The organism is Streptomyces milbemycinicus (assembly GCF_002154605.1).
GTDB lineage: Bacteria > Actinomycetota > Actinomycetes > Streptomycetales > Streptomycetaceae > Streptomyces > Streptomyces milbemycinicus.
The window spans coordinates 23,727-48,712 of the sequence record NZ_MUNE01000148.1; the positions used below are offsets into that span (position 1 = coordinate 23,727).

Here is a 24,986-nt window from a genome sequence, read left to right on the forward strand (position 1 = left end):
ATGACCGGATGGGACCGCAAAGCCGGGCCCTGGCTCACGCGGTACACCCCGGCGTCGGCGGCGGGGAACCGCACCCAGCTCATCTGCCTGCCGCACGCGGGCGGCTCGGCCACCTTCTTTGCCACTTTCGCCCGGGAGATGCCCGACTCGGCCGAGGTGCTGGCGGTTCAGTACCCGGGCCGTCAGGAACGCCGCGCCGAGCCGTTCGTCGACTCCCTGCCGGAGCTCGCCGACCACGTGGCCGACGCCCTCGAACACGCCGGGGACCTTCCCCTGGCCCTGTTCGGCCACAGCATGGGCGCGCTGCTGGCCTGGGAGGTGGCGCGCCGGCTCCAGGACCGTGGCTCGGGCCCGGCCCATCTGATCGTCTCCGGGCGGCCGGAACCGGCCCTGCACAACGAGGTGCGTCTCCATTTGCGCAGCGACGCCGAGCTCATCGCCGACCTGCGCCACCTCAGCGGTACGGCGGCGGGTCTGCTGGCCGACGACGGCATGCTGCGGATGGTGCTGCCCGTGCTGCGCAGCGACTACAAGGCAGTGGACGGCTACCGCTACCGTCCCGGGCCCCCGCTGCGCTGTCCGGTCAGCGTCTTCCTCGGTGCCGACGACGCGTGGGCGGACCGGGAGCGGGCCGAGGGATGGCGTGCGGTGACATCGGGGCCGGTCGTCTTCCGCACCTTTCCCGGAGACCACTTCTATCTGGCCGCGCAGTGGCCGCGGATCGCCCGGGCCGTCGCCGATGCGCTGATGTCCGTCCCGACCGGCTGACCGGCCCACACCCCAGATCCTCCCCTTCCGGAAAGGAATGTGAGACAACGATGGCCGAACACACCAAGGCCGTGGTCCTGGGGGCGGGCATGGCGGGCATGCTGTCCGCCACCGCGCTGGCCCGCCACGTCGACACCGTCACGGTGCTGGACCGCGATCGGCTTCCGGGCAACTCCGAGCCGCGCAAAGGTGTGCCGCAGGCCCGGCACACCCATGTGCTGTGGTCCGGCGGGGCCCGGGTCATCGAGTCGCTGCTTCCGGGCACCACCGGCCGGCTGCTGGACGCGGGTGCCCACCGCATCGGCCTGCCGGAGGACCTGGTCTCCCTGACCGCGTACGGCTGGCAGCAGCGCTTCCCGGAGACCCAGTTCATGATCGCGGCCAGCCGGGCGCTGCTGGACTGGATCGTGCGGGACCAGGCGGCGCGCGACCCCAAGGTGACCGTGCTCGGCGGCATTGACGTCATCGGGTTGCGCGGCGACGCCGAGCGGATCACCGGTGTCACGTACAAGCCGCGCCGGGAGGGCACTGTCTCGGTGCTGGAGGCCGATGTGGTGGTGGATGCCACCGGCCGCGGCTCACCGATGAAGCGCTGGCTCACCGGGCTCGGACTGCCGCCGGTGCAGGAGGATGTCATCGACTCGGGGATGGCGTACGCGACCCGTATTTTCCAGGCCCCGGAGGGCGCCCGGAAGAAGTTCCCCCTGGTCAGCGTGTACGCCGATCACCGGGCCGGAATACCGGGCCGCAATGGCATCCTGCTGCCCATCGAGGACGGCCGCTGGATGGTGACCCTGTCCGGCACCCGCGGCGGCGAGCCCCCGGCCACCGAGGAGGGTTTCACGGCGTATTTGGAGACCCTGCGCCATCCGCTGCTGGCCGAACTGGTCCGTCGCGCCGAGCCGCTGACCGGCGTTCAGGCGTCGCGTTCGACCGCGAACCGCCGCCTCTTCTACGATCGGCTCATCGACTGGCCCGACGGGCTGGTGGTGGTGGGGGACGCGGTGGCCGCCTTCAATCCCGTCTACGGCCACGGCATGAGCGCCGCGGCCCTCAGCGCGGCAGCGCTGGAATCCGCGCTGGCCGAGACGGGGGTGAAGCCGGGCCTGGCGCGCGCCGCGCAGCGGGCCATCGGCACGGTGGTGGACACTCCGTGGTCGCTGGGCACCTCACAGGACATCTGCTATCCGGATGTCTACGCCCGGACCGAGGACCCGCGGCTGACCCGGTACGCCGCCGAGCGGCGTGCCCAGGGTGATCTGATCGGCACCGTCGCGCTGGCCGACCCGATCGTGTGCGCGGCCGCCATGCAGGTCAATACGCTCTCGGGGGCGACCGACGCGCTGGAGTCCCCAGAGGTGCAGGCCGCGCTCGGCAGGGCGGGGGAGTTGACGCACGCGACGGAGCCCACGCTGAGCGGCGAGGAGTCGCGCGTGTCCGGACTTGTCGGCGATCAAGGGCCGGGCAGCGGCCCTTGACGGAATTTTGACGCGGCCAGGAGCGAATTCCCGCTCCTGGCCGCGTTGTTGCGCTTTCCTCTCGCCCCATCTTGTGATTACAGTAATAACTGAAACTTCTAGCAGTTACTGAAAGTTGTAGGAGGTGCTGCATCATGACGTCCACCGCTGACCAGGAGCCGGATCCTGACCTGGAGAAAGTGCAAGCCTGGATGGAGCGTGTGGCGGCTTGGTTCATGCACCAAGCGGGCTGGGCGCCGATCATGGGACGGACCATGGCTTGGCTCATGGTCAGTGACCCGCCGGAGCAGAGCGCCGCGCAGATCGCCAAGGCTGTCCAGGCCAGCAGAGCCTCCCTGACGGGCACTCTGCGACTGCTCACCGAGGCCCGGATGGTGCAGGCGATGACCCGGGCCGGCAAGCGGGCGACCTATTACCGCATCACTGAGGACGCCTGGTCCGGCGTCCTGAAGAGACGGCTCGAAAGCATGACGTCCTTCGTGGACATCACGGCCGAGGGCCTGCGGCTCTTTCCCCACGGTGGGCCGGGGGCTGCGCGCATCAGGGAAACGCACCGGGTGTTCGAGTGGCTGAACTCCGAGGCCGGACCCATGTGGGAGCGCTGGGACGCCCTCAACGGCGGCGTTCAGCTCGAAGAACACAACGACGAGGACGGGACTGGGATGTCGTCATGAGTAATGAGGAGACCCGGAAATGGTGGGCGCTCGGCGCCATCGGGGTCAGTATGCTCACCGTCGGTGTGGACGCCACCATCCTCAATGTCGCGCTACCCACAGTCAGCGCCGACTCGAATGCGTCACCTTGTGGTGTGCGCACGCGGGCTCCGCGGGACAGCTGATCACGGCACGTGCGGTGCTGGGGCTGGCAGCCGCGTTCCTCATCCCCCGTCCACCTCCGTCCTGCTCAACCTCTTTGAGACGGAGCAGGAGCGGAACAAGGCCGTCGGCGTCATCGCCGTCTCACAGATGCTCGGGCTGCCGCTCGGGCCCATTGTCGGCGGCGCGCTGCTCAACCACTTCTGGTGGGGTTCGGTCTTCCTCATCAATGTGCCACTGGTCCTGGTGGGCACCGTCGCGGTGACCAAGCTGGTGCCCGAGTCGCGCGGGTCGCAGGACACCGGCATCGACTTCGTGGGCGTCCTGATCTCCAGCGTCGGCCTGACGGCGTTGACCTTCGGCACCATCGAGGCCGGTGAGAAGGGCTGGGGCAGCACCGAGACGGTGATGTCGCTGCTCGGCGGCGCGCTCGCGCTGATCCTGTTCGTGGTGTGGGAGGCCAGGATCGCCGCCGCGGGCCGTGACCCGCTCGTCGACCTCACCCTGTTCCGCGGCCGCGGCTTCATCTGGGGTTCGATCCTCAGCACCATCGTCAGCTTCGCGATGTTCGGCCTCATGTTCGCCCTGCCGCAGTACTTCCAGGCGGTCAGGGGGCGGACGCGCTCGGCACCGGTCTGCGGATGCTGCCCCTCATCGGCGGACTGCTGGTCGGGGCCGGCGTGAGCAACAAGCTGCCCGCCGAAGCCGGTCCGCGGGCCGCGCCCGCCCTCGGCTTCCTCCTGGTGGGTGCCGGCCTGTTCATGGGCACCTACACCGAGACCTCCACCGGCTACGGATACGTGGCCACCTGGCTCGTCGTCATCGGAGCTGGACTTGGTATGACCATGACCGGTGCGATGTCGGCCGCGCTGAACACACTGTCCAAGGAGCGCAGCGGCGTCGGCTCCGCCGTCGTCCAGGCGCTGCGCCAGGTCGGTGGCGCGATCGGCGTCGCAGTGCTCGGCTCGGTCGCCAGCTCCGGCTACCGCGGCAACCTCGACCTCAAGGTGCCCCAGAAGATCGAGGACGCGGCCGGCTGCAGCGTCTCCACCGGCGTGGCGGTGGCCTCCAAGCTGAAGGACGTGCACATGCTGGCGGCCGTGCGCGACGCCTTCGTGGACGCGATGCACACCCTGCTGCTCGTCTGCTCCGGCATCGGCGTCGTCGCCGCCCTGCTCGCCCTGGCCTTCATGCCCAAGCACGCGGCCCTGCCCGCGGACGCCGAGCCCCGCGGGACGACACCAACCCGTAGGAAGACGACAAGGAGACCAGCGACTCGGCCTCCTGACCCCAGGCCCCTTGAGGGCCCAAAAACGCCGCGGCACCGCTATTCCCCCGTATAGGGTGCCGCGGCATTTCTTTTTTACTCCTTCTTCTTGGTCGGCTCCTTCTTCTTGACCGACTACTCCGCGACGTAGGTGACCCGAGTCCAGGTGAAGACCTGCAGATCGACTCCGTCGTGATTGATCGTTTCCGGAGACGGCTCGAAATGCTCGTAACGGTTTCCCCGCGGAAGCTTCAGCGAGATCGCCGCGTCCGCCACATAACGGACGCGTTCACCCTCAGGCAGTTGGGAGGCGGGTCCTCCACGGAGTATCACGTTGGCTTTGGGCATCTGCATGGCGGTCACAGACCCTCCTCCTTGAAGAAACTCTTCGGGCCAAGGCTTGACCAAGTCCCACTGCCTGGCAAACCCCTATCCCCCCATACCGTGTTCGGGCCCCGCGACGCACGGGTCGAAAGGCGAGGTTAGGGGTACTGACGGTCCGGCGGCCCGGCCTAGTGTCGAGCGGGCCGGCCGCATTACCCACCCATGAATCGGGGCCCTCATGGAAGACCTCATCAGCGCCGCTCTCCGCGACGACGCCACCTCCGAGGAGTTCGCGGGGCTGCCGGTGCCGGAGTCCTACCGCGGTGCTGTCGTGCGCAAGGACGAGGTCGCGATGTTCGAGGGACTGGCCACGGCGGACAAGGACCCCGGGAAGTCGCTGCACATCGAGCAGGTGCCGACGCCGGAGCCGGGCCCCGGTGAGGCGCTGATCGCGGTGATGGCGAGCTCCATCAACTACAACACGGTGTGGAGCGCCATCTTCGAACCCCTGCCCACCTTCGTCTTCCTGGAACGCTACGCCCAGTTGGGCCCCGAAGGCGCGCGTCACGACCTCCCGTACCACGTCCTCGGCTCCGACCTGTCCGGCATCGTCCTGCGCACCGGCCCGGGGGTACGCCGCTGGAAGCCCGGCGACCGGGTGGTGGCCCACTGCCTGTCGGTGGAGCTGGAGAGCGCCGACGGCCACAACGACACCATGCTCGACCCCGAGCAGCGCATCTGGGGCTTCGAGACCAACTTCGGCGGCCTCGCCGAACTCTCTCTGGTCAAGGCCAACCAGCTGATGCCCAAGCCTGCCCACCTGACGTGGGAGGAGGCCGCCTGCTCCGGCCTGGTCAACTCCACCGCGTACCGCCAGCTGGTCTCCCGTAACGGCGCGGGCATGAAGCAGGGCGACAACGTCCTGATCTGGGGCGCGAGCGGCGGACTCGGCTCGTACGCCACCCAGTTCGCCCTGAACGGCGGCGCCAACCCGATCTGCGTCGTCTCCTCACCGCAGAAGGCCGAGATCTGCCGGACGATGGGCGCCGACGCGATCATCGACCGGGCCGCCGAGGACTACCGCTTCTGGAAGGACGAGCGCACCCAGGACCAGCGCGAATGGAAACGCTTCGGCAAGCGCATCCGCGAACTCACCGGCGGCGAGGACGTTGACATCGTCTTCGAACACCCCGGCCGCGAAACCTTCGGCTCCTCGGTCTACGTCACCCGCAAGGGCGGCACCATCGTCACCTGTGCCTCCACCTCCGGCTACCGCCACGAATACGACAACCGCTACCTGTGGATGTCCCTCAAGCGGATCATCGGCTCCCACTTCGCCAACTACCGCGAGGCATGGGAAGCCAACCGCCTCATCGCCAAGGGCAAGATCCACCCCACCCTCTCCGAGGTCTTCCCCCTCGCCGAAACCGCCGAGGCCGTCCGCGAGGTCCACCGCAACCGCCACCAGGGCAAGGTCGGCGTCCTCGCCCTCGCCCCCCAGGAGGGCCTGGGCATAGCCGACCCCGAATCCCGCACCCGCTACCTCCCCCTCATCAACCGCTTCCGCGGCACCGCCGTGTAGGCTCCGGCGCCACGGTTGACAGGTCATCGAGCAGCGAGTCGGCGACCATCTCCTCGACTACCGCTGTGCCCCACTCGGACATCGCGATGGTCAAGGACGGGTCCCAGGGCCAACACCGGGACTCTGTTGGTGATCTTCTGGGGTCATGCGGTGGCCGTGCACAGGGCGTGGAAGCGTGTTGATCGGCGGCGGGTGGTCGTGGGTTCGGCTATCCAGTCGGCGACGCGGGTGAGGTTGCAGGCCAGCGCGGTCAGGATGTGCTGGACATGGGTTCTGGCCAGGCCGCGGTAGCGGGATCGGCGCAGGCCGCAGGTGCGAACGTTCTGGGAGATGGTGGCCTCGATCCCGGCGCGGATCGCATAGCGCCGCTGCCATGCTTCGGTCTGCTGTTCCACCCGGTTGCGGTCTGGATCTCATAGAGTTCACGTGAAGGCAGAAGCGCGAGTGCGCGGGGGCGGGTGGCGGAAGTGGTGCACTGGGGGCGGTCGGAGCAGGCCAGGCAGGTGACCTTGTCGAAACGAACCTGGATGTAGTTATGGCCGTTGATGGGCAGTGGCCCCAGTTCCGGCTGACCTGTCCGCGAGGGCAGGTGGCCTGCTCGTTGTCCCAGTCCACAGCGAAGGCGGACTTGTCGAAGCCTGCGCTTGCCGAATACCTCGTCCGTGCAGGTCACGCTTGGGGTCCACGCCGCGGGCGGCGACCTGGTCGTGAATCAGCCGGCCGCTGCCAGGTGTTCCGGCGTCAACGATGATCGGTTGCCTGCCCAGCAGCAGATAGGCATTGACGGCGTGCCGACCGAACACGGGAATGGCAATGATCTTGGTCGGAGGCATTGAGGAACTCCTCAACAAGCGTGGGGGGCTGGGCCGCAGGGCGATGAGGCGGGGACGCGGTTGGCCCGCAAAGGACATCCCTCACAGCATCCTGAACATTGATCAGATGCCCGACAGGCCCTGGGAGGGGCGGGCGACCTGTGCATCCGTGCCCGGGCCGCCCGACGCGGTCAGCTGAAGAATGGGTCGTCCACGACGTGAACCCAGCCGCCGTCCGGCTGGCGTCGGAGGATCTCGGTGGTGGTGGAGACCACCGGCTCCGGTCCGACCCCGGTGAGGATGGCGTTGTTCGACACCAGGGCGACGTCGTCGGCCTGTCGGATCTCGCGCGGTTCGAGCTTGAGGCGGGCACCGCTGTCGACCATCTGCTGCATGGCCTTGCGGATGGCGTCCGTGCCCACCAGGTGGGTTCCGGGAGTGGGGACGAAGTGGGCGTTCGGCTCGTAGAGCGACACCAAACCCTCGATGTCACCGGCCTCCAGGTACTCCATGTACAAGGTCCCCACCTGCTGGGGCGTCTCGGCACGGCGCCGGGCGGTGACGCCGACCGGCTTGTCGCCCCAGCCGGCCGCGTCGATCAGGTCGTACCAGCTGGGATAGGCACCGTAGGGCAGGTGGCGACGCAGCAGGTCGCCAATGAAGGTCGTCGGGGACGCCTTGTGGGGCTTGGTCTTGGCCTGGGTGATGATGGCGTCGCTGAACCCGTAGGCCAGGTCCTGACGCGGCAGCAGGGCGTGCACTTCGTCGGCGAGGCCGGGCGGAAGGCTCTCACGCTGGATTCCGAGGATGTCGGTGCCGATGCCCGCCTGGGCCAGCGCCACCTCCGTGCCCTTCCGCTCGGCGATGCCGTCCGAGGTGTGCAGAGCGATGGCGTCCCAGGCGACGGCGATACGCCGTTCCTCGACACCGCGCTCGCGGAGGAATGCCGCTGCGATGTCGGCGCCTTCGACTTCGAAACGCTGGTCGCCGTTGCTGCCCTCCTCGCTCAGTCCCATGTCGTGCAGGACGCAGCTGACGAACAGCAGTTCGTCGTCGTAGTCGGTACCGGCGCGCAGACCCTGGTTCTGGGCATGGGCGCGGGCGAAGACGTAGCTGCGGACGCAGTGATCGTGAATGTAGGCAGGCGTGGCCTGTGCCGCATAGGCGTATGTGTCCCGGGCGAGGCTCGTGTCGGGGAGGTCGAGCTGCTCGAAGACGGACAGGTGTGCGTCGGTGGTCATGATGTGTCTCCTTCTTTTGGGCCCCGGTCCGGGGCAGATCGGCACGGTGGCCGGGCAGCACGCTCACGCGTGCCGGGTATGGGGGTGCGGCTGCACGGCACGCGGAGTGACAGCCGATCGCCACACGGGGGATGTGCGGCTGGAGTGCTGTGCTTACAGCTGGACGACGAACGCGCCGATGTGCGCGGCCACCTGGTCGGGCACCTCAAGGGGCGAGAGGTGGCCGGTGTCCTTCAGGACGGTCAGCGTGGCGGTCGGGATCAGCGGCAGCAGGTGGTCGGCGAGCACGGTCGGCGGGTCGACCTTGTCGTGGCTGCCCGCGAGAACCAGCACCGGCACCTCGATGGCTGAGAGGCCGGCCGACACGTCCTGGACCAGGCCCTGGCGCGGCCACTCGAGACGGGCCTCGTCGCCGCCGCGCAGACTGTCCTCGACCACCTGCCGGCGCAGCTCGGGAGTCAGCCCGCCGCGGGTCAGCATCAGGTCGATGCTCTGAAGAACCGTCTCCTCGTTGTCGTAGGCGTGGGAAACCGTCTCCTGCACCTGCTCGGTCACCCCGATCGGCGCGGGCGGCGCGGGCGCCACGAGGACGACTCCCCTCAGACCGGCGGGCCTGCGTGCGGCCAGCATCTGAGCCACCTTGCCACCCATGGAATGCCCGACCAGTACGTAGCGGGAGTATCCGAGCGCGTCGACGACCCGCTGCGCGTCGTCCGCGAGCTGCTCCAGGTCATAAGGTCCCGGCACGCTCGTGGAGTCGCCCCATCCACGCTGATCGTAGGCCATGAAGCCCTGCCCGGGATCCAGACGCCGCAGCACCGGGATCCAGGTGCGCCGTGAGCCTCCCCAGTAGTGCAGGAAGATCAGTGCCGGGCCGTCACCCTCGCGGACGTGGGCGTACACCTGGCCGCCCTGCACGTCGAAGAAGCGACCCACCACATTCTGCAAAGTCATTGCCGGCTCCTCGTCCACGGCCGGGGCTCTCGGACCGCTCCACCAGTGTGTGGAGTCGGCTGCCCCGCGCTCGCTCTTCGATCCTGCTCCGGAACCTCCCTTCCAGGCCACGGCTCATCTGCCAGCATTCGCATCTTTTGGGCCAGAACGGTGCTGGTGAGCCCTTGCTTTCCGGTCACACGATCAGCGGCTTGATCAGGGGATTTATCCCAGGAACATCCCTGAGTCGGGGCATGGCGACTCCCTGGCCCTCGCTGCGACATTGGTGTCGGACGTAATATTGCAGCCATGAACAAGCACCGGGTCATGGTCCTGGCGGTCGACGGCGTGCTGCCCATGGATCTGGGGATCCCCACGCAGATCTTCAACGCCCGTCCGAACACCCCCTACGAGCTCACCGTGTGCGGCGACACGGAGGAGGCCGTGACCGCGAGCGCCGGTTTCACCCTCGGGCTGACCGCGGGTCTCGAGGCGCTCGCCGAAGCGGACACGATCATCGTCCCGGGCTTCGAGGACTTCCGGCGCCCTCCGCGTCCACGGGTGAGGGCCGCTCTCAAGCTCGCCGGCCGCGCCGGGATACGCATCGCTTCCATCTGCACCGGAGCCTTCGCCGTCGCCTCGGCAGGACTGCTCGACGGCCGCACCGTCACCACCCACTGGGCCAAGGCGGATGACCTCGAAGAGCTCTACCCCCGGCTGCGCGTCGACCGCAACGTCCTCTACATCGACAACGACACCATCCTGACCTCCGCGGGCTTCACGGCCGGCATCGACCTGTGTCTGCACCTGGTCCGCAAAGACCTCGGCGCAGCCGTCGCGAACGACATCGCCAGGGACATCGTCGCTGCCCCACACCGCGACGGCGGACAGGCCCAATACATCAACAGGACCCTCCCCACCCCCCAGGCCACCACGCTCGCCGACACTCGTGAATGGGCCCTGCTCCACCTCGAAGAAGACCTCACCATCCCCCACCTCGCCGACCATGCCGGCGTCTCCCCACGCACCCTGACCCGCCTATGGCGCCAGGAAACCGGCGTCAGCCCCCACCAATGGCTCCTGACCGCCCGCATCAACCGCGCGCGAGAACTCCTGGAGGCCACCGACCTCCAGGTGGAGCAGATCGCCGTCCGGTGCGGACTCGGCAGCGGCGCCAACATGCGCGCCCGCTTCCGTGACACCGTCGGCAATACCCCCACGGCCTATCGCCGCACCTTCCAGCACCAGGCCGCCTGAATGCGAAGGCCAGACTGCGCGGGTCAGAGTCCGTCGACCCAGGCGCGCGTCCGCCCCGGCAGTGCTCAGGGCAGGAAGATCGCCTCACGGTAGGGCGTCGAGAAGGCTCGTGGCCCGTACGGGCATGATCGCGCACCTTGGCCCTGTGCGGCAGTCCGGGCAAGGTCGGCGGCAACCCTCACCGACCACTGGTCTACCACCGAAGGCTCCAGCGCGTGTTCTACACCTCCGCGCTGGTCAGCGTCCGCTACGACCCGAGCTCGCGGAAGTTCTACGACCGCAGACGCGCCGGAGGGAAGAAGTACCTCCAAGCCGAGCTCGCCCTCGCCCGTTGGCGCGTCAACGTCCCGTGGGCCCTGATCCGTGACCGAAGGTGCTACGAAGTGGCGCCCCCTGTGGCTGCGACCGCTTGACAACAACATCAGGAAGCGAAGGTGCGGCGGTAGCTCGATGGGCTGGTCCTGGTCATCGCGGTGAAGTGGATTCGCAATGACTCCGCGGAGCCGAAGCCGCATCGGTGGGCGATGTCGTCGATGCCGAGGCGAGTGGTCTCGAGGAGTTCGCGCGCGCAGGCTACGCGTTGCATGGCCACCCAGTTCATGACGCTCGTTCCGGTCACGGCCCGGAATCTGCGGCGCAGGGTTCGTGTGCTCATGTGGCTGTGCCGGCTGACCGACTCCAGGGTGAGCGGCTCGTCGAGGTGTTCCAGGATCCAGGTGATCACGTCGGTGATCTCGGAGTCGCCGCCGGGCGGGATGTGCTCGATGAACTGGGCCTGTCCTCCTTCGCGGTGGGGCGGGCTGACCAGGAAGCGGGCCATCGTGTTCGCGGCGGCTTGACCATGGTCGAGCCGCAGGAGATGTAGGCACAGGTCGGTTCCGGCGAGGACACCCGCGGAGGTGAAGACGCCGGCGTCCTCGACGTAGAGCTCCGCTTCGCGGACCGTGACCGACGGGTGGCGGTCTCGCAGCAGGCCGGCCCAGCGCCAGTGGGTGGTGGCGCTGCGGCCGTCCAGAATCCCGGCCGCAGCCAGGGCGAAGGCGCCCGTGCAGATCGACACCATCCGGCTGCCCCGGTTGTACGCGTCACGCAGCCGTTCGACCAGCTCGGCGTCCGGAGACTCGGTGGGGTCTTGCACCCCGGCGACGATCACGGTGTCCGCCGTGTCCAGCCGGTCGAGCGGCTCGACCTCGCGGGGCACCAGCGAGTTTTCCGCGGGAACCGCACTCACCAAGGTCAGCTCGTAGGGGGCGCTGCCGGGCCAGCAGGCGGTCACCCAGTCCGGCCAGCGGCCGAACACCTGCTGGGGAACGGCTACGTCCAACAGGACGTAGCCCGGCTGCACCACCACTACGACCTTGGCCGGATCTTTGGGATTACTGTCCATCTGGCCATCGTACGGTGTCCTCGGTCTTCCTAGGCTGGTCGCGTCACGCCGATCGCGATTAATGAGGAGATACGCAACATGTACGTAGTCGTCGAGACGTGGACACCGAAGCCCGCGTTCCTTCGCCGCCGACGAGGAGGCGCGGAACGACCTGTTCACAGGGATTCAGGAAGCCATGAAGCAGCTCGCGGAAATCGGATTCGTGACGCTCGGCTGGGGCAGGGTGGAACCGGCCGCGCATTCCGCGTCCTATGAGTGGTTTGCGGTCTGGCAGGCCCCTTCGAGGGAAGTGGCAGACGTGTTCCTGAGCGGTGTCGAGAGCTCCGGCTGGTACACCTACTTCGAGCAGTCCAACGTCGTGGGTGAGCTGCGGCCGGCCGATGCGGTCATCGCCGAGCACCTGGCACTGAAGGCTGAGGCCAAGTGAGCGTGCTCGAGAATGTGCCGGAGGAGATCGGAGGCTGGCCGCGTACGGCGGCCACGGAGGCCGCTGTTGCCTTCACTGCCGAGCACTCTCCGGAATGGCTGCTCAACCACACTGTCCGCAGCTACTTCTATGCTCGCAGTATCGCCACCGCCAGGAAATCCAGGGCAGGAAGATGACCCGATAGATGATGGGGGCACCACCCGGTCGATTAACTCGTCGCCGTTGAATATGCTGCCGGGCCAGGCGGCGAATTCGGGCGCCTCTGCCCGCCGGTCGCGCAGGCAGTCCGATCCGTCGACTGAAGGGTCGCTGAACGTCCTGAAGATCCTCTTCAGCGCCTGGCCCGACCGGTCAGGCAAGGTAGAGGGCATGCGTGTGCTGGTGATGGACGACGACACCCGTCTCGTGGAGCTGCTCCAACAGGGCCTTCGCGCAGAGGGTTTCGCGGTGGACGCCGCGAGCGACAGCCTTGATGGTCTCGCCAAGGCAGCAGCCGACAACTACGACGTGATCATTCTCGACGTCATGATGCCCGGCCTGAACGGCTACAAGGTGTGCGCCCATCTGCGTTCGATCGGCGACAACACCCCGATCCTCATGCTGACGGCGAAAGACGGTGAGTACGACGAAGCGGAAGGACTGGAGACCGGGGCCGACGACTATCTGACGAAGCCCTTCTCTTTCGTCGTCCTCACCGCCCGGCTGCACGCCCTGATACGTCGCGCGCGCCCGGAGCGGCAGGTCGTCCAGCACTTCGGGGACCTGGAGATCGACACAGGAGGCCGCCGCTGCCGCCGCGCAGGCACGGACATCGCCCTCACTCCTCGCGAGTTCGATGTTCTCGCGCTGCTCACGGCAACACCGGACATCGCCATCAGCAAGGCCGCCATCCTGGACCGGGTCTGGGACAGCGCGTACGAGGGCGGCCCGAACATCGTGGAGGTCCACGTCAGTGCTCTTCGCCGGAAAATCGACCGACCCTTCGGCCGGGCCAGTATCGAAACCGTGCCCGGCGGGGCCTACCGGCTCCGCTCCGACGGAGCGTGACCGCGGACACCGCCGACGCCTGGGGCTGCGGCCGCAGACCGTGCGCGTCCGTGCCACCGCCGCCGTCGCACTGGTCGCCAGCCTTGCCCTCGCCGCCTGCTCGGTGGTCCTGCTCTACGCCGTCCACACCAACCTGGTCGCCTCCGCCCAGAACGCGGCTCGTGACCACGTCGACAAGGCAGCCCACCAACTCGGCTCAGGAACACCTCCGGCCGACGTACAGGCCGCCCTGCCGGACATCATCCTGGACACCGCGCCCACTGCCGATGCGTCGTCCACTGCGTCGGCAGACCAGGGTGCCAGTGCCAGTGTGGGCACGCCCACGGGGCCGATCCTGGTGCAGGCCTTTCCGAACCGTGCTCCCGCGCATACCGCCGTCATCACTCTGACCTGGGCCCTGGTCCCCTGTACCGCCCTGCTGGTCCTGCTGGTGGCCTACCTGGCGTGGTACGCCATGGGCCGGGCACTGCGACCGGTGGAGAACATCCGTGCCGAGTTCGCCGACATCACCGCCCACAGTCTGCAGCGACGCGTCCCCGTCCCCGACTCCGACGACGAGGTCGCATGGCTGGCGGAGACGATGAACGGCACTCTCGATCAACTCCAGCGTTCCGTCGGCCGCCTGCGGACCTTCACCTCGGATGCCTCGCACGAACTGCGTGGCCCCCTCACCACCCTGAAGGCCCGTCTCGAGCTGGCCCTGGCCCGTCCCGACCGGGCTGAATGGACCGCGGTCGGCAGCGAGGCGCTGCGCGACACCACACGTCTTGAGGACATCGTCGCCGATCTGCTGCTCCTTGCCCGCCTGGACGCCCGCCAGCCCCTGAAACTCCAACCTCTTCGCGTGACTGACCTCTTGCGACGGACCCTCGCCGAGCGCTACCCCGGTCAACCTGTCGTCCTCGTAGCGGACTCCGACCCCGATGAGGCGGTCCTGGGCAGTCGTACGGCACTCGCCCGCCTCTTCACCAACCTCCTCGACAACGCTCTGCGCCACGCACACAGCACGGTGACGGTGGAGGTGCGTCACACGGAGCACGAAGTGGTCGTCGAGGTGAGCGACGACGGTCCGGGCATCCCCGAACCCGACCGGGAGAGGGTCTTCGACCGCTTCACGCGTCTGGACAACGCCCGTACCCGCAGCGAGGGAGGCACAGGTCTTGGCCTCGCTATCGCCCGCGACATCGCGACCGCTCACGGGGGGACGCTCACTGCCGAACCACCTCGGACCACTGACGGGGGTGCCCGTCTGCTCCTGATCACCGCCAGGCAAGACCAACCGCACAGCACATCGCGGCCGCGCGACTGAAGATCGGACGCGTGTGAGGGCGCGTGAGTGGGTGCCGTGCTCAAGGCCCCCGTGGCGTCGAGAGTCGAGAGAGGTGTTCTGCGCTCTTTACGGCCCCGCGGTCCGGAGAATGGTTCATCGCCCATTCATGTGAGAGACAAGCGGCCGATTGATCATCGACGCTGGATTCAGATCCGGTGTCCGTGCGAAGCCGGACACGGCTGGACGGGCGCCCTGGTTAACGCTCGTGGCGGCTCACGGCGCTGGAACGGCATCCCAAGGGTGACCGCGTGCCTCCGGTACCCCGGACCGGGGACCCAGGCACGCTCCGGTGAGAGGTGGATCCGGTGGAAGGGACAGCTCCGATGGCGCTGAACTACTCTCAGGCGCCGACCAGAAAGGTGACCGCCGCCAACGGAATGGAGTACGCGTACCGTGAGGTCGGCGAGGGCGGAGTGCCCCTGGTTCTGTTGGTGCACTTCAGGGGCAACCTCGACAACTGGACCCGGCGCTGGTGAACGCGCGGTGGGCTGCGGGGTCGGCGCTGCTTTTGACGGGCCCGGCGGTGTGCTGGTGAGCGCAGGCGACAGTGGAGTCCACCGCGACGATCCAGCCGAGGTTGCCTTCGGTGTCGGCCTGGGTCGGCAGAGCGGGCCGGTCCGGTACTTGAACGTGATCGTGTCGACCCCGCCACCGCCCACCCCCGCCCTGGCACCCGGTCGGGTGACACGGGTGCGATCCGTGCCCACTGGGCGTCAGCCAACGGCATGCAGCCGGTGGAGCGCACCACCAGCTTGGCCAGACGCCCCAGCTCGGCTGCGATCTGAGGAGTGAGCACGTCGTTGAAAGGCTGGTGCTGAGCGATCTCGGGGGCAAGCGTATCGAGCAGCATGCCTCGCTCGTCGCCATGACAGCTCAGAACGAGATGATCGGGTTGGCTTAGTGTGCCGTTCAGCACGTCGGCGAGATGGCTGGGAAATCCGACAGGCAGCAGCCGGACATCGGCACCGTACTCAGCGAGGAGACTGCGCAGCGCATAGGGCTCGCCCCCCGGTGGCCCCGATCGCAACCAACGCTTGCCGCTGGCCCGCTGGGTGCCGGCCACCGCCCGGTTGACCTGCGGAGGGATCAGGGTGTGTGCACAGCAGGTCCTCTTCGCGGACCTGCTCGTAGTAGCGGCGGATGTTCTCGCCGAACGCCGGGTCGGCTTGGGCGAACCAGTCGGCGGCGGAAGCCAGCGCCATCAGGGAGCTGTTCATGTAGTCGCTGGTGCGGCCGAGCATGCCGTTGCTGTAGTCGGCCCACACCTTGAACGCCTTGCGCCGCTTGACCAGGTCGTCCGGGGTCTTCGGAGTCAGGAACGAGGTGCCGACCGGTTCGCCGGAGGTGGGGGAGGTGTAGGTCAGGGTGTCCTTGTGCTCGGCGGTCGAGGCGAAGAAGGTCGCGGAGCTGTCCGGCATGAGCCGCGCGGCCGTGTCGGCACTGGTGAACACGCTGGAGCGCGACGGCATGGTGCGGAAGGAGCGCGCGGCCTACGACGGACGCGCCGTGGGACTCTCGCTCACCGATTCCGGCCAGGAGGCGATCACCTCCGCGTTCCTCGCCCACAACAAGCGGGAGCAGGAGTGGGCGGGCGCCCTCAGCGAGGACGAGACCCGCATGCTGGTCGAGCTACTTGGCAAGCTGACCGCCCACTCCGTCGACTTCGACGCCAGGCATCGAGCCTGAGACATCAGGTGCTGAAGGGGATCTTCAGGACGTTCAGCGGATCTTCAGCCGGCAGGGGCGAGAGTTGCCTCGTTCTCGATCCCGAGGGAAACGGGGCCGGACGCGTGCCGGTACCCCTGTCTCCCTCCACCTGCGAAGGAGTTGATCGCATGAAGGTGCGTAGGAACAGCATCTCGCGTCGTCAGGGTGCCGTGATGGCCGGCGCACTGGCCGTGCTGCTCGCCTCGGGCGGGGTTGCCGCTGCGGCCGCGACCGGCAGCAGCACCACCAAGCACCACGGCGCCACGGTCTCCGAGGCGCCCGGCAACCCGCACCCGCAGCACATCAAGCCGGGCACCGCACAGAAGCTGCGCGACCTCACGGTCGTCGAGGGCGGCCCCGTCACGGCCGATGGGCCGTCCGTCGTCGAGGTGCCCGGCGCGAAGCCGAAGGGCTGGGATCTCGGCGAGGCCACGCCGGTGAAGGACGCCCCCGTCGTCGTCGGCGGCGAAGGCAACACCACGCTGCGTTAGCCGCACAGCGACAGGGCAGACGTGGGGCTGCCGTGTCGCAGCCACGGAACGCCCGGCCGGAGACGTCCGGCCGGGCGTTTTGCATGGCATCTGCATGACATACAGCCGACTCCGCCCGAAATCTCGCCCTTCTCCCCTGGGGGGATCGCCGGGCAGTCGGATTTTGACCATGGGGAGTCGTCTGCGTATCCGGCAACGACGGGCTTCTGAGCATAGTTTTGACGGCGTCGGCCCGACCGATACAGAGAGCCGGGTGACGGATTCCGGAAAGGACGAAGCGCGATGAGTTCTGTGGAGCGCATTCGGCTGACGTATGCCTTCGACGCCTACTGCGGCTGGTGCTACGGTTTCGGCCCCGCCTTGCACGAGTTCGCCACCGCCAACGCGGACCGGCTGGAGCTGCGAGTGCTGTCCGGCGGTCTGTTCACCGGCTCGCGCGCACTTCCGGTGTCGTCCTACCCGCACATCCCCGGCGCCAACGAGCGCATCACCCAACTGACCGGTGTCACTTTCGGCGACGGTTACCGGGCCGCGCTGGCGGACGGAAACGTGGTGATGGACTCCGCCGATGCCGCCACCGGCCTGGTCGCGCTGCGCAGCCAGCCAGGCGTGAACGCCCTGGAAGCGGCGGCCGCGATGCAGCGTGCTTGGTACCGTGACGGCCGCAACCTGTCCGCTGCCGGAGTGTACCGGGAGCTCGCGGCCGAGCTGAGTCTGGACGCCGAGGCGGTGGCGGCCGCGTTCGCTTCGCCCGCCGCCCGTGCCGAGGCGAAGGCCGACTTCCTCGAGGTGCGCCGCCTGGGCGTCGATGCCTACCCGACGCTGCTGCTGCACACCGCCCACGGCACCGACCGCCTGGGCGGCCCGGTCGCCTCGGCCGACGCGCTCACCCACGCCCTGGACCAGCACATGGCCGCCACCACGGCCGCCTGAAACCACCCCTCACACAACCCCTCGAAGCGCAGTGCACCCATGTCCAGCCCGACGTATTCCGTTCACACGGCCGACGACACCGGCCTGGACAAGTCGTCCGTCCTCGTCACGGGCGAGCGCGAAGCACTCCTGGTCGACGGCCAGTTCACGCTCGCCGAGCAGCACCGGATCCTGGGGGACGTCATCGACAGCGGCAAGGAGCTGACCACCGTCGTGGTCACCACCGCCGACCCTGATTACTACTTCGGCCTGGAAGTGATCCGCCAGGCGTTCCCGGAGGTGCGGATCGTCGCCCCGCCACCACCGTGGAGCGGATCAAGAGAAGTTGGCAGGGCAAGCTCAAGACCTGGGCACACCTGGGCAAGAACCTGACCACCGAGGTGATCGTCCCGGAGGTGCTGCAAGGAGACCACGTCAGCATCGAGGGCCACGACTTCGAGCTGCGCGGCGGCCACCCCGACCTGGTCTGGCGCACCGAGTACCTGTGGCAGTCCGAGGACCGCGCGGTGGTGGGCGGGGGCCTGCTCTTCGCCGGTCTGCATGCGTGGACCGCCGACACCCCTACGCCGCGTGAGCGGCACGCCTGGGCCGAGACACTGGCCGAGATGGAGCGGCTCGCCCCCGGTTCGTGGTCGCCGGCCACCGTTCCGCCGACTCCGCCACCGATGCTTCGGTGATCGGCTTCACTCGCACCTAACTCGCCGAGTTCGAGGAGGAACTGGCCAAGCACGGCAACGACTCCGAGGCTCTGAAGTCCGCGATGCTCCAGCGTTACCCAGACCTGGGCCTGGCGGTGGCTCTGGACCTGGGCACCAAGGTCGCCACCGGCGAGATGAGCTGGGGCTGACCCATACTCACGAGGGCCCCTGCGCCGGGTGGTGGGCCACCGTGACCACCACCTGGGGCGCAACCGCCGCGGAGTCCGTCCTGACCGGCGGTGTCTTCTTCGCCGCGGCCACCACCGTCCGCTGGGTGATGGTGGGTTCCCCACTCGGCCGGGACCTGCCGGAGCCGCACCTTCGGCTCGAGTTCGTGGCGGTGATCGTCGGCGCGGTGCTCGTGTGGGCGCCGCCGTCTCCATGGGGTCGTCACTCCGGCGGACACCTCAACCCGGCCGCCGCCCTCGGCCTGTGGTTGACAGGCGTCTTCCCCGGCCGCCGACGGTGTACATCGCCCCTGCTCGCTGGTTTCGTAGTCGGCAATGGCCGCCTGGCCCGCCTCGTGTGGGGACCGGCGGCGGATCGACTACGCCGCAGTTGAGTCCGCCCCTGCCTGGCCGGACGCTGCGTTGTTCATCGCCGAAGCCGTGTCCTGAGCGGCGATCCTCGGTGTCACCCTGCTGCTGATGCGAACCGGCCCGCCGGTAGGCGGCCTCTGTGGGTCTCTGTCTATTGGCTCCGCTCGCGGGAGCGGCGCTCACCGCCCAGGTCGCCTGGCGTCGGCCGTTTCGCTCCCGCCATCCTCCGAGGAGCGGCCGCGGACGGTCACACGGAAGGAGATCGGAGACTGGCCGGTGCGCTGGTGGAAGAACTTGCTGAAGTTGGTGGCGCTGGTGAAGCCCAGTTGCGCCGCGACACGGGCGGCTGATTGATTGCCGTGCGCCAGGAGGCGCTTGGCTTCCAGGACGACCCGCCGGTCGATGAACTCCTTCGCCCCCACCCCGGCTCCGGTCAGCGCGGCCCTGGAGAGGGTGCGGGGTGAGTAGCCCAGGGCTCGGGCGTAGTCCTCCAGGCGACGGGTGCGGGTGAAGTCGCGTTCGACCGCGTCACGGAAGTGGAGGAATGTCTGCCCTGGGTCCGGTGCCGGGCTGCCGACGGGCGCGGTGCGCTGCGAAAGGCGCAGCACGAGGACTGCCAGCAGGTGGCGCAACACCGCCAAGTGCGCTTCCAGGGAGATGCCACGCAACGCCTGGAACTCCAGCGCCAGATGGTCCACGGCCATCTCCAGCGCGTGACGGTCCTCGGGACCGGGAACCTGGAGCGTAGGGGCGTACGGATCGTCCATCCGCGCTGCGGCCACGGTGGCCGGATCCAGGAAGTCGCCCTCGAAGAGGACCAGGGTGCCCTCGGCGTCGTCCAGATCACCCCACTGCTGCACCTGACCAGGTCGGGTCCAGAGCCAGGAGCCCGGCTTGAGGGCGTAGCCGGTGAAGTCCACCGTGTGCCACAACGAGCCGCTGGAGAGGGTGATCAGGTGGTGAAACGTGGGTCGCTGCGGTGCCTGCAGCCCTCCTTCGCCCATGTGGACGGCGGCCCGCTCCCGCAGGTCGGCCAGAGAGATGATTTCGATGCCGGCAGGTGTTCCGACGGCGGGAGCGAAGCCGATGTCCGCGATCTCGCGCGATGTGCCCTGTCGTTTTCTCACCGTCACCAGTAGCCACCATCACGCAGGGAACCTGGCCGTTACCAGCTTAACCGGAGTAGCCGTCACACCCAAGTGTCGGATTTTAACCATGATCTGTCAGCCTCCTACCTGGTTCACCTGCGAGGACGCCAATAAGTTGAATCTCGAAGCTTTCATTTTCAAGCGTAGGAGGTACTTGTGACTTCGCCCATCGTGTCCGTTGCCTATCACTCCGGCTACGGCCACACCGCCGTCATTGCCGAGGCTGTTCAGCGTGGTGCCAAGGAGGCCGGCGCCGTCGTGAACCTGATCGCCGTCGGTGAGATCACCGAAGCCCAGTGGAGGCAGCTGGACGCCTCGGATGCGATCATCTTTGGTTCCCCCACCTACATGGGAACCGCTGCCACCGCTTTCCACGGCTTCGCGGAGGCCAGTTCCGAGCGTTGGTTCGGGCAGGTTTGGAAGGACAAGCTGGCGGCCGGATTCACCAACTCGGCTTCCAAGGCGGGCGACAAGCAGTCAACTCTCCAGTACTTCTCGACGCTGGCGTCGCAGCACGGTATGCACTGGATCGCGCTCGGCCTGCCGGGTGGCTGGAACTCGTCCCAAGGGAGCGAGAACGATCTCAACAGGCTGGGCTTCTTCCTGGGTGCCGCCGCTCAGTCCAACGCGGATCAGGGGACCGAGGGGGTGACGGCCAGCGACATTGCCACCGCCGAGGCGCTGGGGCGTCGTGTCGCGGATGCCGCCGCCACGTGGGTGGCCGGCCGCGCCGCACGCGCTGCCTGATCGCGGGCCCTTCGCCCCGGCTGCCGGGTTTCCGTACGGCGCCGGGGCGGGCGGCAGATCCTTGGCTGGGCTGCCGACAATGCGAGTCGACGGGGTCTCCAGTGCGCCGGGGCCGACGAGTGGTACACGCTCACCGGCAGCCCCGCCTGTGCCGTTCGGAATGTCATCGCTGCTGCTCGGGGCGGGTCTGGCGTTCCATCACGGTCTGCTGGAACCCTGTCCGGGTGATCGTCTCTCTGGTGTACCAGGTGGCTCGGAAGCTGCTCGCGTTCCCGGCGTTGCTGTTGCGTCGGGACGCGGCCAAGGACGCGGAACTGCTGGTGCTGCGACACGAGAACGCGGTGCTGCGCAGGCAGCTCACGAGGCCTGTGCGGTACGAGCCGGCGGATCGGCTGTGGTTCGCGGCGCTGTCGCCGCTAATCCCCCGGTGCCGGTAGGCGAACGCGTTCCCGGTGACGCCCGCGACGCCGCTCGTATGGCACCGCAGGCTGACCGCTCGGAAGTGGGACTACAGCAAGCGCCGGGCCAGGCCCGGGAAACCGCCGACCGCGCCTGTGGTGAAGGCGCTGGTGCTGCGGCTGGCCAAGGAGAATCCGCGGTGGGGCTGCCGACGGATCCAGGGCGAACTCATCCGGCTCGGACACCCGGTCGGCGACGGTCTGGGAAATCCTCACAGCGGCAGGCATCGATCCAGCCCCACGCCGGGGAGGCCCGACGCGGCGCGAGTTCCCGACCGCGCAAGCCGAGTCCATCATCGCCTGCGACTTCCTGTACGTCGACCTGATCGACCTGCGCCGCGTGTACGCGCTGCTGTTCCTCGAGCACGACACACGCCGACTGCACATCGCCGGCGTGACAGCCCATCCCACCGGGCCCTGGACGGTGCAACAGGCGAGAAACCTCGCCATCGAGCTGGGTGTGCGGATGGACACGCTGCGCTTCCTGCTTCGCGACCAGGACGCGAAGTACACCGATTCCTTCCACGCAGTCTTCGCAGCCGATGACATCGAGGTCGTGCCGACAACGCCTCGAACGCCACGGATGAACACGCCATGCGAACGGGTCATCGGAACCCTGCGGCGCAAGGTCCTCGACCACCTGCTCATACGGAACGAAACCCATGCCCGACAGATCCTCGACGCCTACGCCCAGCACTACAACCGTCATCGCCCACACCAGGCCCGGGCACAGCTCCCTCCCCTCGCCCACGAACACCCGAAGCCCATGAGCGCTCCGACTACTCACCGGCTCCTGCACACCCGAATACTCGGCGGCGTGATCAACGAGTACAGATACGCCGCCTGACCAGCAGCGACGAGTTTCCGAACGGCACAGGTCGGCCCGGACGACGGGATGGGTAGGTCCACTTCCAGACGATGAGCCGTGCGTGCCAGCGCAGCACTGACCGTGGAGAGACCAGCAAGGCCAGTTGTGATCGCCGCTTTGCGCTGACGAGCGGGAGCAGTGCCGCCATGACGGCCCTGTCGCCCCTCCTCGCATCTCGGGGGAACCTCAATGCTGCCTCAGAACGGATCGCTGCTCCTGAGGTCTGGCAGATCCGAACCAGCAGGTCAGCCCAGGTGACATAATTCCCGGCACCCACAGGCCGCAAGAGGTGGACCATGCGCTGGAAGGCACCCCTGAACGCCTTCCAGGTCGCCTTCGAGGGCCACCTGACCCCGAGCAACAACTGACCACTCACCCACCAAGATCAGCCGTTAAATTGACACACCCCATGACCAGCACAGATGACATTCTCGGCAAGGACACCGCTACGGCTGTGAGGTGACATGGGCAGCCACGGGGCGGGACGGACTCACCCGGCCGCCGCGGACGTGGTGCTGCTCGACCTGGGTCTGCCGGACCTCGACGGTCTCGACGTGTGCCAGAAGTTGCTGAACCCGCAGCGACGTCCCGCTCACCGTCGCGCGATACGTATGGCCGGGTGGCGACCGACAGACGTGCCCACCGGGTCTTTCATCGTCGGACCGGGGGCCGCGTTGGCGCACGTGTCCCGGGCTGGGACGCGGTGGGTGAGGTGAGGGCCGAAGTGGGGGAGTGGGGGGCCTTGAGTGGGCCGCGGTGCTGGTCGTAACTCCGTGCCCTTGGCGGTCTGTCGGCGCAGAAGCACAGCCGGGATCGACAGGAGCTTCCGCGTACCCGACAAGTCAGTGGTCCGCTGTGCCCGCCTCCACGACCCACTTCATGGGCTGGCCTGTTATCGCGGCAATCATGTCGTAGTCCTGGTCGTAATGCAGCACCGTCACCACATGCCGTTCGGCCGCTGCGGCGATCAACAGGTCCGGCATGGACAGCGCGCGGTGGTTGCCCTTGGCGATGGCCTGTCGCTGGACGTCTTTGGCACGGTCCCACACCTCGTCGGTCATCGGCAGGTAGTCGAAGCCGGCCAGGAACCAATGCAGGCGCTTCGCGTCGTTCTCGTTGCGCGCGGAGTACATCACTTCTATCTCGACCGGTCCGCACACAGCCAGTACGCCATCCTCGTGGAGCGGGTCGAGGACCTCCGCCACCTTCGGCTTGCGCCATCGCTGGAGGGCGGAGTTGTCGATCAGGAAGCGCTCACTCACGCCACGTTCCTGCTGTCGGGCTCTGTCCGGCTGTCGTAGGTCAGGTCCAGGTCACCGGACTTGATCGCGTCGATGCCCTCCTGTCGCAGTCGACGCTTGACGGCCTCTTCCATGGCCATGCGCACGGCCTTGGCCTTCGTTTTCACGCCGTACAGGCGCATCGCCTGCTCTACCATCTCATCGTCGAGATCGATCATGGTGCGCGACATCAAGTTCCTCCTGCCAGGCGCAGTGACACCCGAAATGATAGCAGTATGAGGCACTGAAATGGTGTCGTTTTGAGGTCGATGGCCGTGCGGGTATCGCCGAGGGGGTTGGACGGGTCTGTTTCGGGGCTGGTGATATCGAAGTGGGGGCGGTCGGGGTCCTGGGGCCCGAGCTCCGCAGGCTCGGTGTTCGGGGCGAAGAGGTGCGGGCGATGGCGACGCCGAGCTGGTGAATGGTCGTGCCGTCGGCTTGGAGCGTTGCGTAGCAGGATTGGTGCGCTCGGGAGCCGGTTGCTGGTAGCGGCGTTCTCTTGCCCTGTACGGCGGTGTACGACCTCGAGGCAGGCTGCTACGGTGCGGTACGGATTATCGCGGAGAGTGGTCGCTGGGCTGGGGGTCAAGACGTCCGATGCGGATGATCTGTCAAGCGGCTGCTGCGGGGGCGGGGTTTGTCGGTGCGGGGAATGCGGTTGTTTCGTTGTAGTGGGTGCTGTGGGTGAGGCAGTGGTGGAGGCATCCGAGCAGTCGGTTGAAGAGGTTGCGTTGGGCGGAGGTGTGGCGGTGTTCGGATGCCGAGAATGAACTCGATCATGGAACGGTGGGTGCAGACCTGCAGACGGGAACTCCTGGACCGTACTCTGATCTGGAATCACCGGCACCTGCTCCACGCCCTGCGCGAGTTCGAGCAGTTCTACAACGGACACCGGCCACACCAGGGCATCGCCAACGCCCGCCCGCTGCACCCGTTACCGCCAGCGATCGCCGATCCGGAGAAGATTACCCGCCTCAACATACGACGTCGTGATCGCCTCGGCGGCATCCTCCGCGAATACCGACATGCCGCATGACCTGGGCGGATGAGGTTTCCGGCAAGCGCAGTGCTGGGCGTGATGGGGAAGACCTTGGCCCAGCGGCGGCGGGGGATTAGGGAGGACAAGGAGGCGAACCACAGGCGGTCCGCGGGTTCGTACCGTACTCGTCCTTGTAGTTGGCGTCGTAGCACGGCGTTTTCATGGCGCAGGACGAGTAGTTCGGCCTCCTTCGAGGTGTCCCGCCGCAGAAGCACCGTCGGGACGGCGAGAAGGCGTCGAGTCACCTGGTACAGGAGCGACACGATCATCCCAGCATGGTCGCAGCTCTCTGCGCGCCGCGTGGGGCGTTGGACCAGCAGCGATGAATAACCGAGCCCCACACCCGACAGCAGGAGGGACCCCAGCAGTCGGCAGAAGATCAGGTAGAGCAATCGCAGCCCCACGATCAG

Annotated in this window: 28 protein-coding genes and 5 pseudogenes; 21 read left to right on the top strand and 12 right to left on the bottom strand. The window is 67.8% G+C overall.

Annotation, left to right across the window (positions count from 1 at the left end):
• From CCN51_RS13630 to CCN51_RS56425, 5 genes are all read left to right on the top strand, one after another.
• On the top strand, positions 1-768 hold the full coding sequence (locus CCN51_RS13630) for a thioesterase II family protein (RefSeq protein WP_014173988.1): 768 nt from the start codon (positions 1-3) through the stop codon (positions 766-768).
• Positions 769-818: 50 nt separating this feature from the next.
• Positions 819-2,246 carry an NAD(P)/FAD-dependent oxidoreductase gene (locus CCN51_RS13635; RefSeq protein ID WP_014173989.1) on the top strand — a complete coding sequence of 476 codons (1,428 nt, stop codon included), beginning with the start codon at positions 819-821 and terminating at the stop codon, positions 2,244-2,246.
• Positions 2,247-2,380: 134 nt separating this feature from the next.
• Positions 2,381-2,920 (top strand): GbsR/MarR family transcriptional regulator, encoded by a 540-nt coding sequence (locus CCN51_RS13640; RefSeq protein WP_014173990.1) that lies wholly within the window; start codon positions 2,381-2,383, stop codon positions 2,918-2,920.
• A 117-nt stretch (positions 2,921-3,037) separates the two neighbouring features.
• Positions 3,038-3,745: an MFS transporter gene (locus CCN51_RS56420; RefSeq protein ID WP_202948289.1), complete on the top strand. Its 708-nt coding sequence runs from the start codon at positions 3,038-3,040 to the stop codon at positions 3,743-3,745.
• Entirely contained in the window at positions 3,703-4,404 is a 702-nt protein-coding gene (locus tag CCN51_RS56425; RefSeq protein ID WP_014173992.1) for an MFS transporter, read from the top strand. Before CCN51_RS56420 ends, CCN51_RS56425 begins: the two co-directional genes overlap by 43 nt.
• Before the next feature lie 59 nt (positions 4,405-4,463).
• On the opposite strand, the gene CCN51_RS13650 is transcribed toward CCN51_RS56425, so the two are convergent.
• Positions 4,464-4,682 carry a DUF5988 family protein gene (locus CCN51_RS13650; protein WP_043489106.1) on the bottom strand — a complete coding sequence of 73 codons (219 nt, stop codon included), beginning with the start codon at positions 4,680-4,682 and terminating at the stop codon, positions 4,464-4,466.
• 208 nt (positions 4,683-4,890) lie between these two features.
• Between CCN51_RS13650 and ccrA the strand changes: the two genes are divergently transcribed.
• Positions 4,891-6,234, top strand: coding sequence for a crotonyl-CoA carboxylase/reductase (ccrA, locus tag CCN51_RS13655; RefSeq protein ID WP_014173994.1), 1,344 nt, complete (start codon positions 4,891-4,893; stop codon positions 6,232-6,234).
• Positions 6,235-6,377: 143 nt separating this feature from the next.
• Here ccrA and CCN51_RS13660 read toward each other — a convergent pair whose 3' ends face one another.
• The 3 genes from CCN51_RS13660 to CCN51_RS13675 form a co-directional block, all read right to left on the bottom strand.
• Entirely contained in the window at positions 6,378-6,629 is a 252-nt protein-coding gene (locus tag CCN51_RS13660; RefSeq protein ID WP_014173995.1) for a transposase, read from the bottom strand.
• 608 nt (positions 6,630-7,237) lie between these two features.
• Positions 7,238-8,287: an SgcJ/EcaC family oxidoreductase gene (locus tag CCN51_RS13670; RefSeq protein ID WP_014173996.1), complete on the bottom strand. Its 1,050-nt coding sequence runs from the start codon at positions 8,285-8,287 to the stop codon at positions 7,238-7,240.
• A 153-nt stretch (positions 8,288-8,440) separates the two neighbouring features.
• A complete protein-coding gene (locus tag CCN51_RS13675) occupies positions 8,441-9,241 on the bottom strand; it encodes an alpha/beta fold hydrolase (protein WP_014173997.1) in 801 nt (266 codons plus the stop codon).
• 288 nt (positions 9,242-9,529) lie between these two features.
• Between CCN51_RS13675 and CCN51_RS13680 the strand changes: the two genes are divergently transcribed.
• A complete protein-coding gene (locus CCN51_RS13680; RefSeq protein ID WP_014173998.1) occupies positions 9,530-10,477 on the top strand; it encodes a GlxA family transcriptional regulator in 948 nt (315 codons plus the stop codon).
• 158 nt (positions 10,478-10,635) lie between these two features.
• Positions 10,636-10,890 (top strand): annotated as a pseudogene (locus tag CCN51_RS13685) (IS110 family transposase); the annotation flags it as partial.
• 8 nt (positions 10,891-10,898) lie between these two features.
• Here CCN51_RS13685 and CCN51_RS13690 read toward each other — a convergent pair.
• Complete coding sequence (locus tag CCN51_RS13690) at positions 10,899-11,864, bottom strand: GlxA family transcriptional regulator (protein WP_014174000.1); 966 nt, start codon at positions 11,862-11,864, stop codon at positions 10,899-10,901.
• 136 nt (positions 11,865-12,000) lie between these two features.
• On the opposite strand from CCN51_RS13690, the pseudogene CCN51_RS13695 reads away from it, so the two are divergent.
• From CCN51_RS13695 to CCN51_RS54920, 4 genes and pseudogenes are all read left to right on the top strand, one after another.
• Positions 12,001-12,291: pseudogene (locus tag CCN51_RS13695) on the top strand (DUF6616 family protein); the annotation flags it as partial.
• Between the two features lie 369 nt (positions 12,292-12,660).
• Positions 12,661-13,338, top strand: coding sequence for a response regulator transcription factor (locus CCN51_RS13700; RefSeq protein ID WP_014174002.1), 678 nt, complete (start codon positions 12,661-12,663; stop codon positions 13,336-13,338).
• Positions 13,339-13,378: 40 nt separating this feature from the next.
• Complete coding sequence (locus CCN51_RS13705; protein WP_014174003.1) at positions 13,379-14,647, top strand: HAMP domain-containing sensor histidine kinase; 1,269 nt, start codon at positions 13,379-13,381, stop codon at positions 14,645-14,647.
• A gap of 344 nt (positions 14,648-14,991) precedes the next feature.
• Positions 14,992-15,144 carry a hypothetical protein gene (locus tag CCN51_RS54920; protein ID WP_014174004.1) on the top strand — a complete coding sequence of 51 codons (153 nt, stop codon included), beginning with the start codon at positions 14,992-14,994 and terminating at the stop codon, positions 15,142-15,144.
• A 495-nt stretch (positions 15,145-15,639) separates the two neighbouring features.
• Here the strand turns inward: CCN51_RS54920 and CCN51_RS13710 are convergent, their stop codons facing one another.
• The gene (locus CCN51_RS13710; RefSeq protein ID WP_043486222.1) at positions 15,640-16,086 is read right to left on the bottom strand and encodes a 4-hydroxyphenylacetate 3-hydroxylase N-terminal domain-containing protein; all 447 of its coding nucleotides are present in this window, start codon (positions 16,084-16,086) and stop codon (positions 15,640-15,642) included.
• Between CCN51_RS13710 and CCN51_RS13715 the strand changes: the two genes are divergently transcribed.
• The 6 genes from CCN51_RS13715 (at position 16,085) to CCN51_RS13735 (ending at position 19,059) form a co-directional block, all read left to right on the top strand.
• Positions 16,085-16,354, top strand: coding sequence for a MarR family winged helix-turn-helix transcriptional regulator (locus CCN51_RS13715; RefSeq protein WP_055413860.1), 270 nt, complete (start codon positions 16,085-16,087; stop codon positions 16,352-16,354). The genes CCN51_RS13710 and CCN51_RS13715 overlap by 2 nt on opposite strands.
• A 149-nt stretch (positions 16,355-16,503) precedes the next feature.
• Positions 16,504-16,866, top strand: a complete 363-nt coding sequence (locus CCN51_RS13720; RefSeq protein WP_014174007.1) for a hypothetical protein — start codon at positions 16,504-16,506, stop codon at positions 16,864-16,866.
• Positions 16,867-17,148: 282 nt separating this feature from the next.
• Positions 17,149-17,799: a DsbA family protein gene (locus CCN51_RS13725; RefSeq protein WP_055413861.1), complete on the top strand. Its 651-nt coding sequence runs from the start codon at positions 17,149-17,151 to the stop codon at positions 17,797-17,799.
• 39 nt (positions 17,800-17,838) lie between these two features.
• A complete protein-coding gene (locus CCN51_RS57310; RefSeq protein ID WP_238545294.1) occupies positions 17,839-18,171 on the top strand; it encodes an MBL fold metallo-hydrolase in 333 nt (110 codons plus the stop codon).
• Positions 18,105-18,476 carry an MBL fold metallo-hydrolase gene (locus CCN51_RS57315; protein ID WP_238545295.1) on the top strand — a complete coding sequence of 124 codons (372 nt, stop codon included), beginning with the start codon at positions 18,105-18,107 and terminating at the stop codon, positions 18,474-18,476. Before CCN51_RS57310 ends, CCN51_RS57315 begins: the two co-directional genes overlap by 67 nt.
• A gap of 211 nt (positions 18,477-18,687) precedes the next feature.
• Positions 18,688-19,059 carry an aquaporin gene (locus tag CCN51_RS13735; protein WP_014174009.1) on the top strand — a complete coding sequence of 124 codons (372 nt, stop codon included), beginning with the start codon at positions 18,688-18,690 and terminating at the stop codon, positions 19,057-19,059.
• Positions 19,060-19,215: 156 nt separating this feature from the next.
• Here the strand turns inward: CCN51_RS13735 and CCN51_RS13740 are convergent, their stop codons facing one another.
• Entirely contained in the window at positions 19,216-20,169 is a 954-nt protein-coding gene (locus CCN51_RS13740; protein WP_014174010.1) for a helix-turn-helix transcriptional regulator, read from the bottom strand.
• Positions 20,170-20,340: 171 nt separating this feature from the next.
• Between CCN51_RS13740 and CCN51_RS13745 the strand changes: the two genes are divergently transcribed.
• Positions 20,341-20,931, top strand: coding sequence for a flavodoxin family protein (locus CCN51_RS13745; protein ID WP_014174011.1), 591 nt, complete (start codon positions 20,341-20,343; stop codon positions 20,929-20,931).
• 224 nt (positions 20,932-21,155) lie between these two features.
• Positions 21,156-22,236 (top strand): annotated as a pseudogene (locus CCN51_RS13750) (integrase core domain-containing protein).
• Positions 22,237-22,703: 467 nt separating this feature from the next.
• Here CCN51_RS13750 and CCN51_RS54925 read toward each other — a convergent pair.
• The 4 genes and pseudogenes from CCN51_RS54925 to CCN51_RS59945 form a co-directional block, all read right to left on the bottom strand.
• Positions 22,704-22,853 carry a hypothetical protein gene (locus CCN51_RS54925; protein ID WP_158104668.1) on the bottom strand — a complete coding sequence of 50 codons (150 nt, stop codon included), beginning with the start codon at positions 22,851-22,853 and terminating at the stop codon, positions 22,704-22,706.
• A 246-nt stretch (positions 22,854-23,099) separates the two neighbouring features.
• Positions 23,100-23,519, bottom strand: a complete 420-nt coding sequence (locus tag CCN51_RS13765; protein ID WP_014174015.1) for a PIN domain nuclease — start codon at positions 23,517-23,519, stop codon at positions 23,100-23,102.
• Positions 23,516-23,728, bottom strand: a complete 213-nt coding sequence (locus tag CCN51_RS13770; protein WP_014174016.1) for a type II toxin-antitoxin system VapB family antitoxin — start codon at positions 23,726-23,728, stop codon at positions 23,516-23,518. Before CCN51_RS13770 ends, CCN51_RS13765 begins: the two co-directional genes overlap by 4 nt.
• A gap of 420 nt (positions 23,729-24,148) precedes the next feature.
• A pseudogene (locus CCN51_RS59945) lies at positions 24,149-24,286 on the bottom strand (IS110 family transposase); the annotation flags it as partial.
• Between the two features lie 29 nt (positions 24,287-24,315).
• On the opposite strand from CCN51_RS59945, the gene CCN51_RS13775 reads away from it, so the two are divergent.
• Positions 24,316-24,573 carry a transposase gene (locus tag CCN51_RS13775; protein ID WP_245881612.1) on the top strand — a complete coding sequence of 86 codons (258 nt, stop codon included), beginning with the start codon at positions 24,316-24,318 and terminating at the stop codon, positions 24,571-24,573.
• A 20-nt stretch (positions 24,574-24,593) separates the two neighbouring features.
• On the opposite strand, the pseudogene CCN51_RS57320 reads toward CCN51_RS13775, so the two are convergent.
• Positions 24,594-24,845, bottom strand: a pseudogene (locus CCN51_RS57320) (integrase core domain-containing protein); the annotation flags it as partial.
• Positions 24,846-24,986: the final 141 nt, after the last annotated feature.

Excerpts from the sequence above, each read along its gene's own strand:
- CCN51_RS13630 (WP_014173988.1), top strand. The coding sequence starts at position 1 with ATGACCGGATGGGACCGCAAAGCCGGGCCCTGGCTCACGCGGTACACC.
- CCN51_RS13635 (WP_014173989.1), top strand. The coding sequence starts at position 819 with ATGGCCGAACACACCAAGGCCGTGGTCCTGGGGGCGGGCATGGCGGGC.
- CCN51_RS13640 (WP_014173990.1), top strand. The coding sequence starts at position 2,381 with ATGACGTCCACCGCTGACCAGGAGCCGGATCCTGACCTGGAGAAAGTG.
- CCN51_RS56420 (WP_202948289.1), top strand. The coding sequence starts at position 3,038 with ATGCGTCACCTTGTGGTGTGCGCACGCGGGCTCCGCGGGACAGCTGAT.
- CCN51_RS56425 (WP_014173992.1), top strand. The coding sequence starts at position 3,703 with ATGCTGCCCCTCATCGGCGGACTGCTGGTCGGGGCCGGCGTGAGCAAC.
- CCN51_RS13650 (WP_043489106.1), bottom strand. The coding sequence starts at position 4,682 with ATGCAGATGCCCAAAGCCAACGTGATACTCCGTGGAGGACCCGCCTCC.
- ccrA (WP_014173994.1), top strand. The coding sequence starts at position 4,891 with ATGGAAGACCTCATCAGCGCCGCTCTCCGCGACGACGCCACCTCCGAG.
- CCN51_RS13670 (WP_014173996.1), bottom strand. The coding sequence starts at position 8,287 with ATGACCACCGACGCACACCTGTCCGTCTTCGAGCAGCTCGACCTCCCC.
- CCN51_RS13675 (WP_014173997.1), bottom strand. The coding sequence starts at position 9,241 with ATGACTTTGCAGAATGTGGTGGGTCGCTTCTTCGACGTGCAGGGCGGC.
- CCN51_RS13680 (WP_014173998.1), top strand. The coding sequence starts at position 9,530 with ATGAACAAGCACCGGGTCATGGTCCTGGCGGTCGACGGCGTGCTGCCC.
- CCN51_RS13690 (WP_014174000.1), bottom strand. The coding sequence starts at position 11,864 with ATGGACAGTAATCCCAAAGATCCGGCCAAGGTCGTAGTGGTGGTGCAG.
- CCN51_RS13700 (WP_014174002.1), top strand. The coding sequence starts at position 12,661 with ATGCGTGTGCTGGTGATGGACGACGACACCCGTCTCGTGGAGCTGCTC.
- CCN51_RS54920 (WP_014174004.1), top strand. The coding sequence starts at position 14,992 with ATGGCGCTGAACTACTCTCAGGCGCCGACCAGAAAGGTGACCGCCGCC.
- CCN51_RS13715 (WP_055413860.1), top strand. The coding sequence starts at position 16,085 with ATGAGCCGCGCGGCCGTGTCGGCACTGGTGAACACGCTGGAGCGCGAC.
- CCN51_RS13710 (WP_043486222.1), bottom strand. The coding sequence starts at position 16,086 with ATGCCGGACAGCTCCGCGACCTTCTTCGCCTCGACCGCCGAGCACAAG.
- CCN51_RS13720 (WP_014174007.1), top strand. The coding sequence starts at position 16,504 with ATGAAGGTGCGTAGGAACAGCATCTCGCGTCGTCAGGGTGCCGTGATG.
- CCN51_RS13725 (WP_055413861.1), top strand. The coding sequence starts at position 17,149 with ATGAGTTCTGTGGAGCGCATTCGGCTGACGTATGCCTTCGACGCCTAC.
- CCN51_RS57310 (WP_238545294.1), top strand. The coding sequence starts at position 17,839 with ATGTCCAGCCCGACGTATTCCGTTCACACGGCCGACGACACCGGCCTG.
- CCN51_RS13770 (WP_014174016.1), bottom strand. The coding sequence starts at position 23,728 with ATGTCGCGCACCATGATCGATCTCGACGATGAGATGGTAGAGCAGGCG.
- CCN51_RS13775 (WP_245881612.1), top strand. The coding sequence starts at position 24,316 with ATGGAACGGTGGGTGCAGACCTGCAGACGGGAACTCCTGGACCGTACT.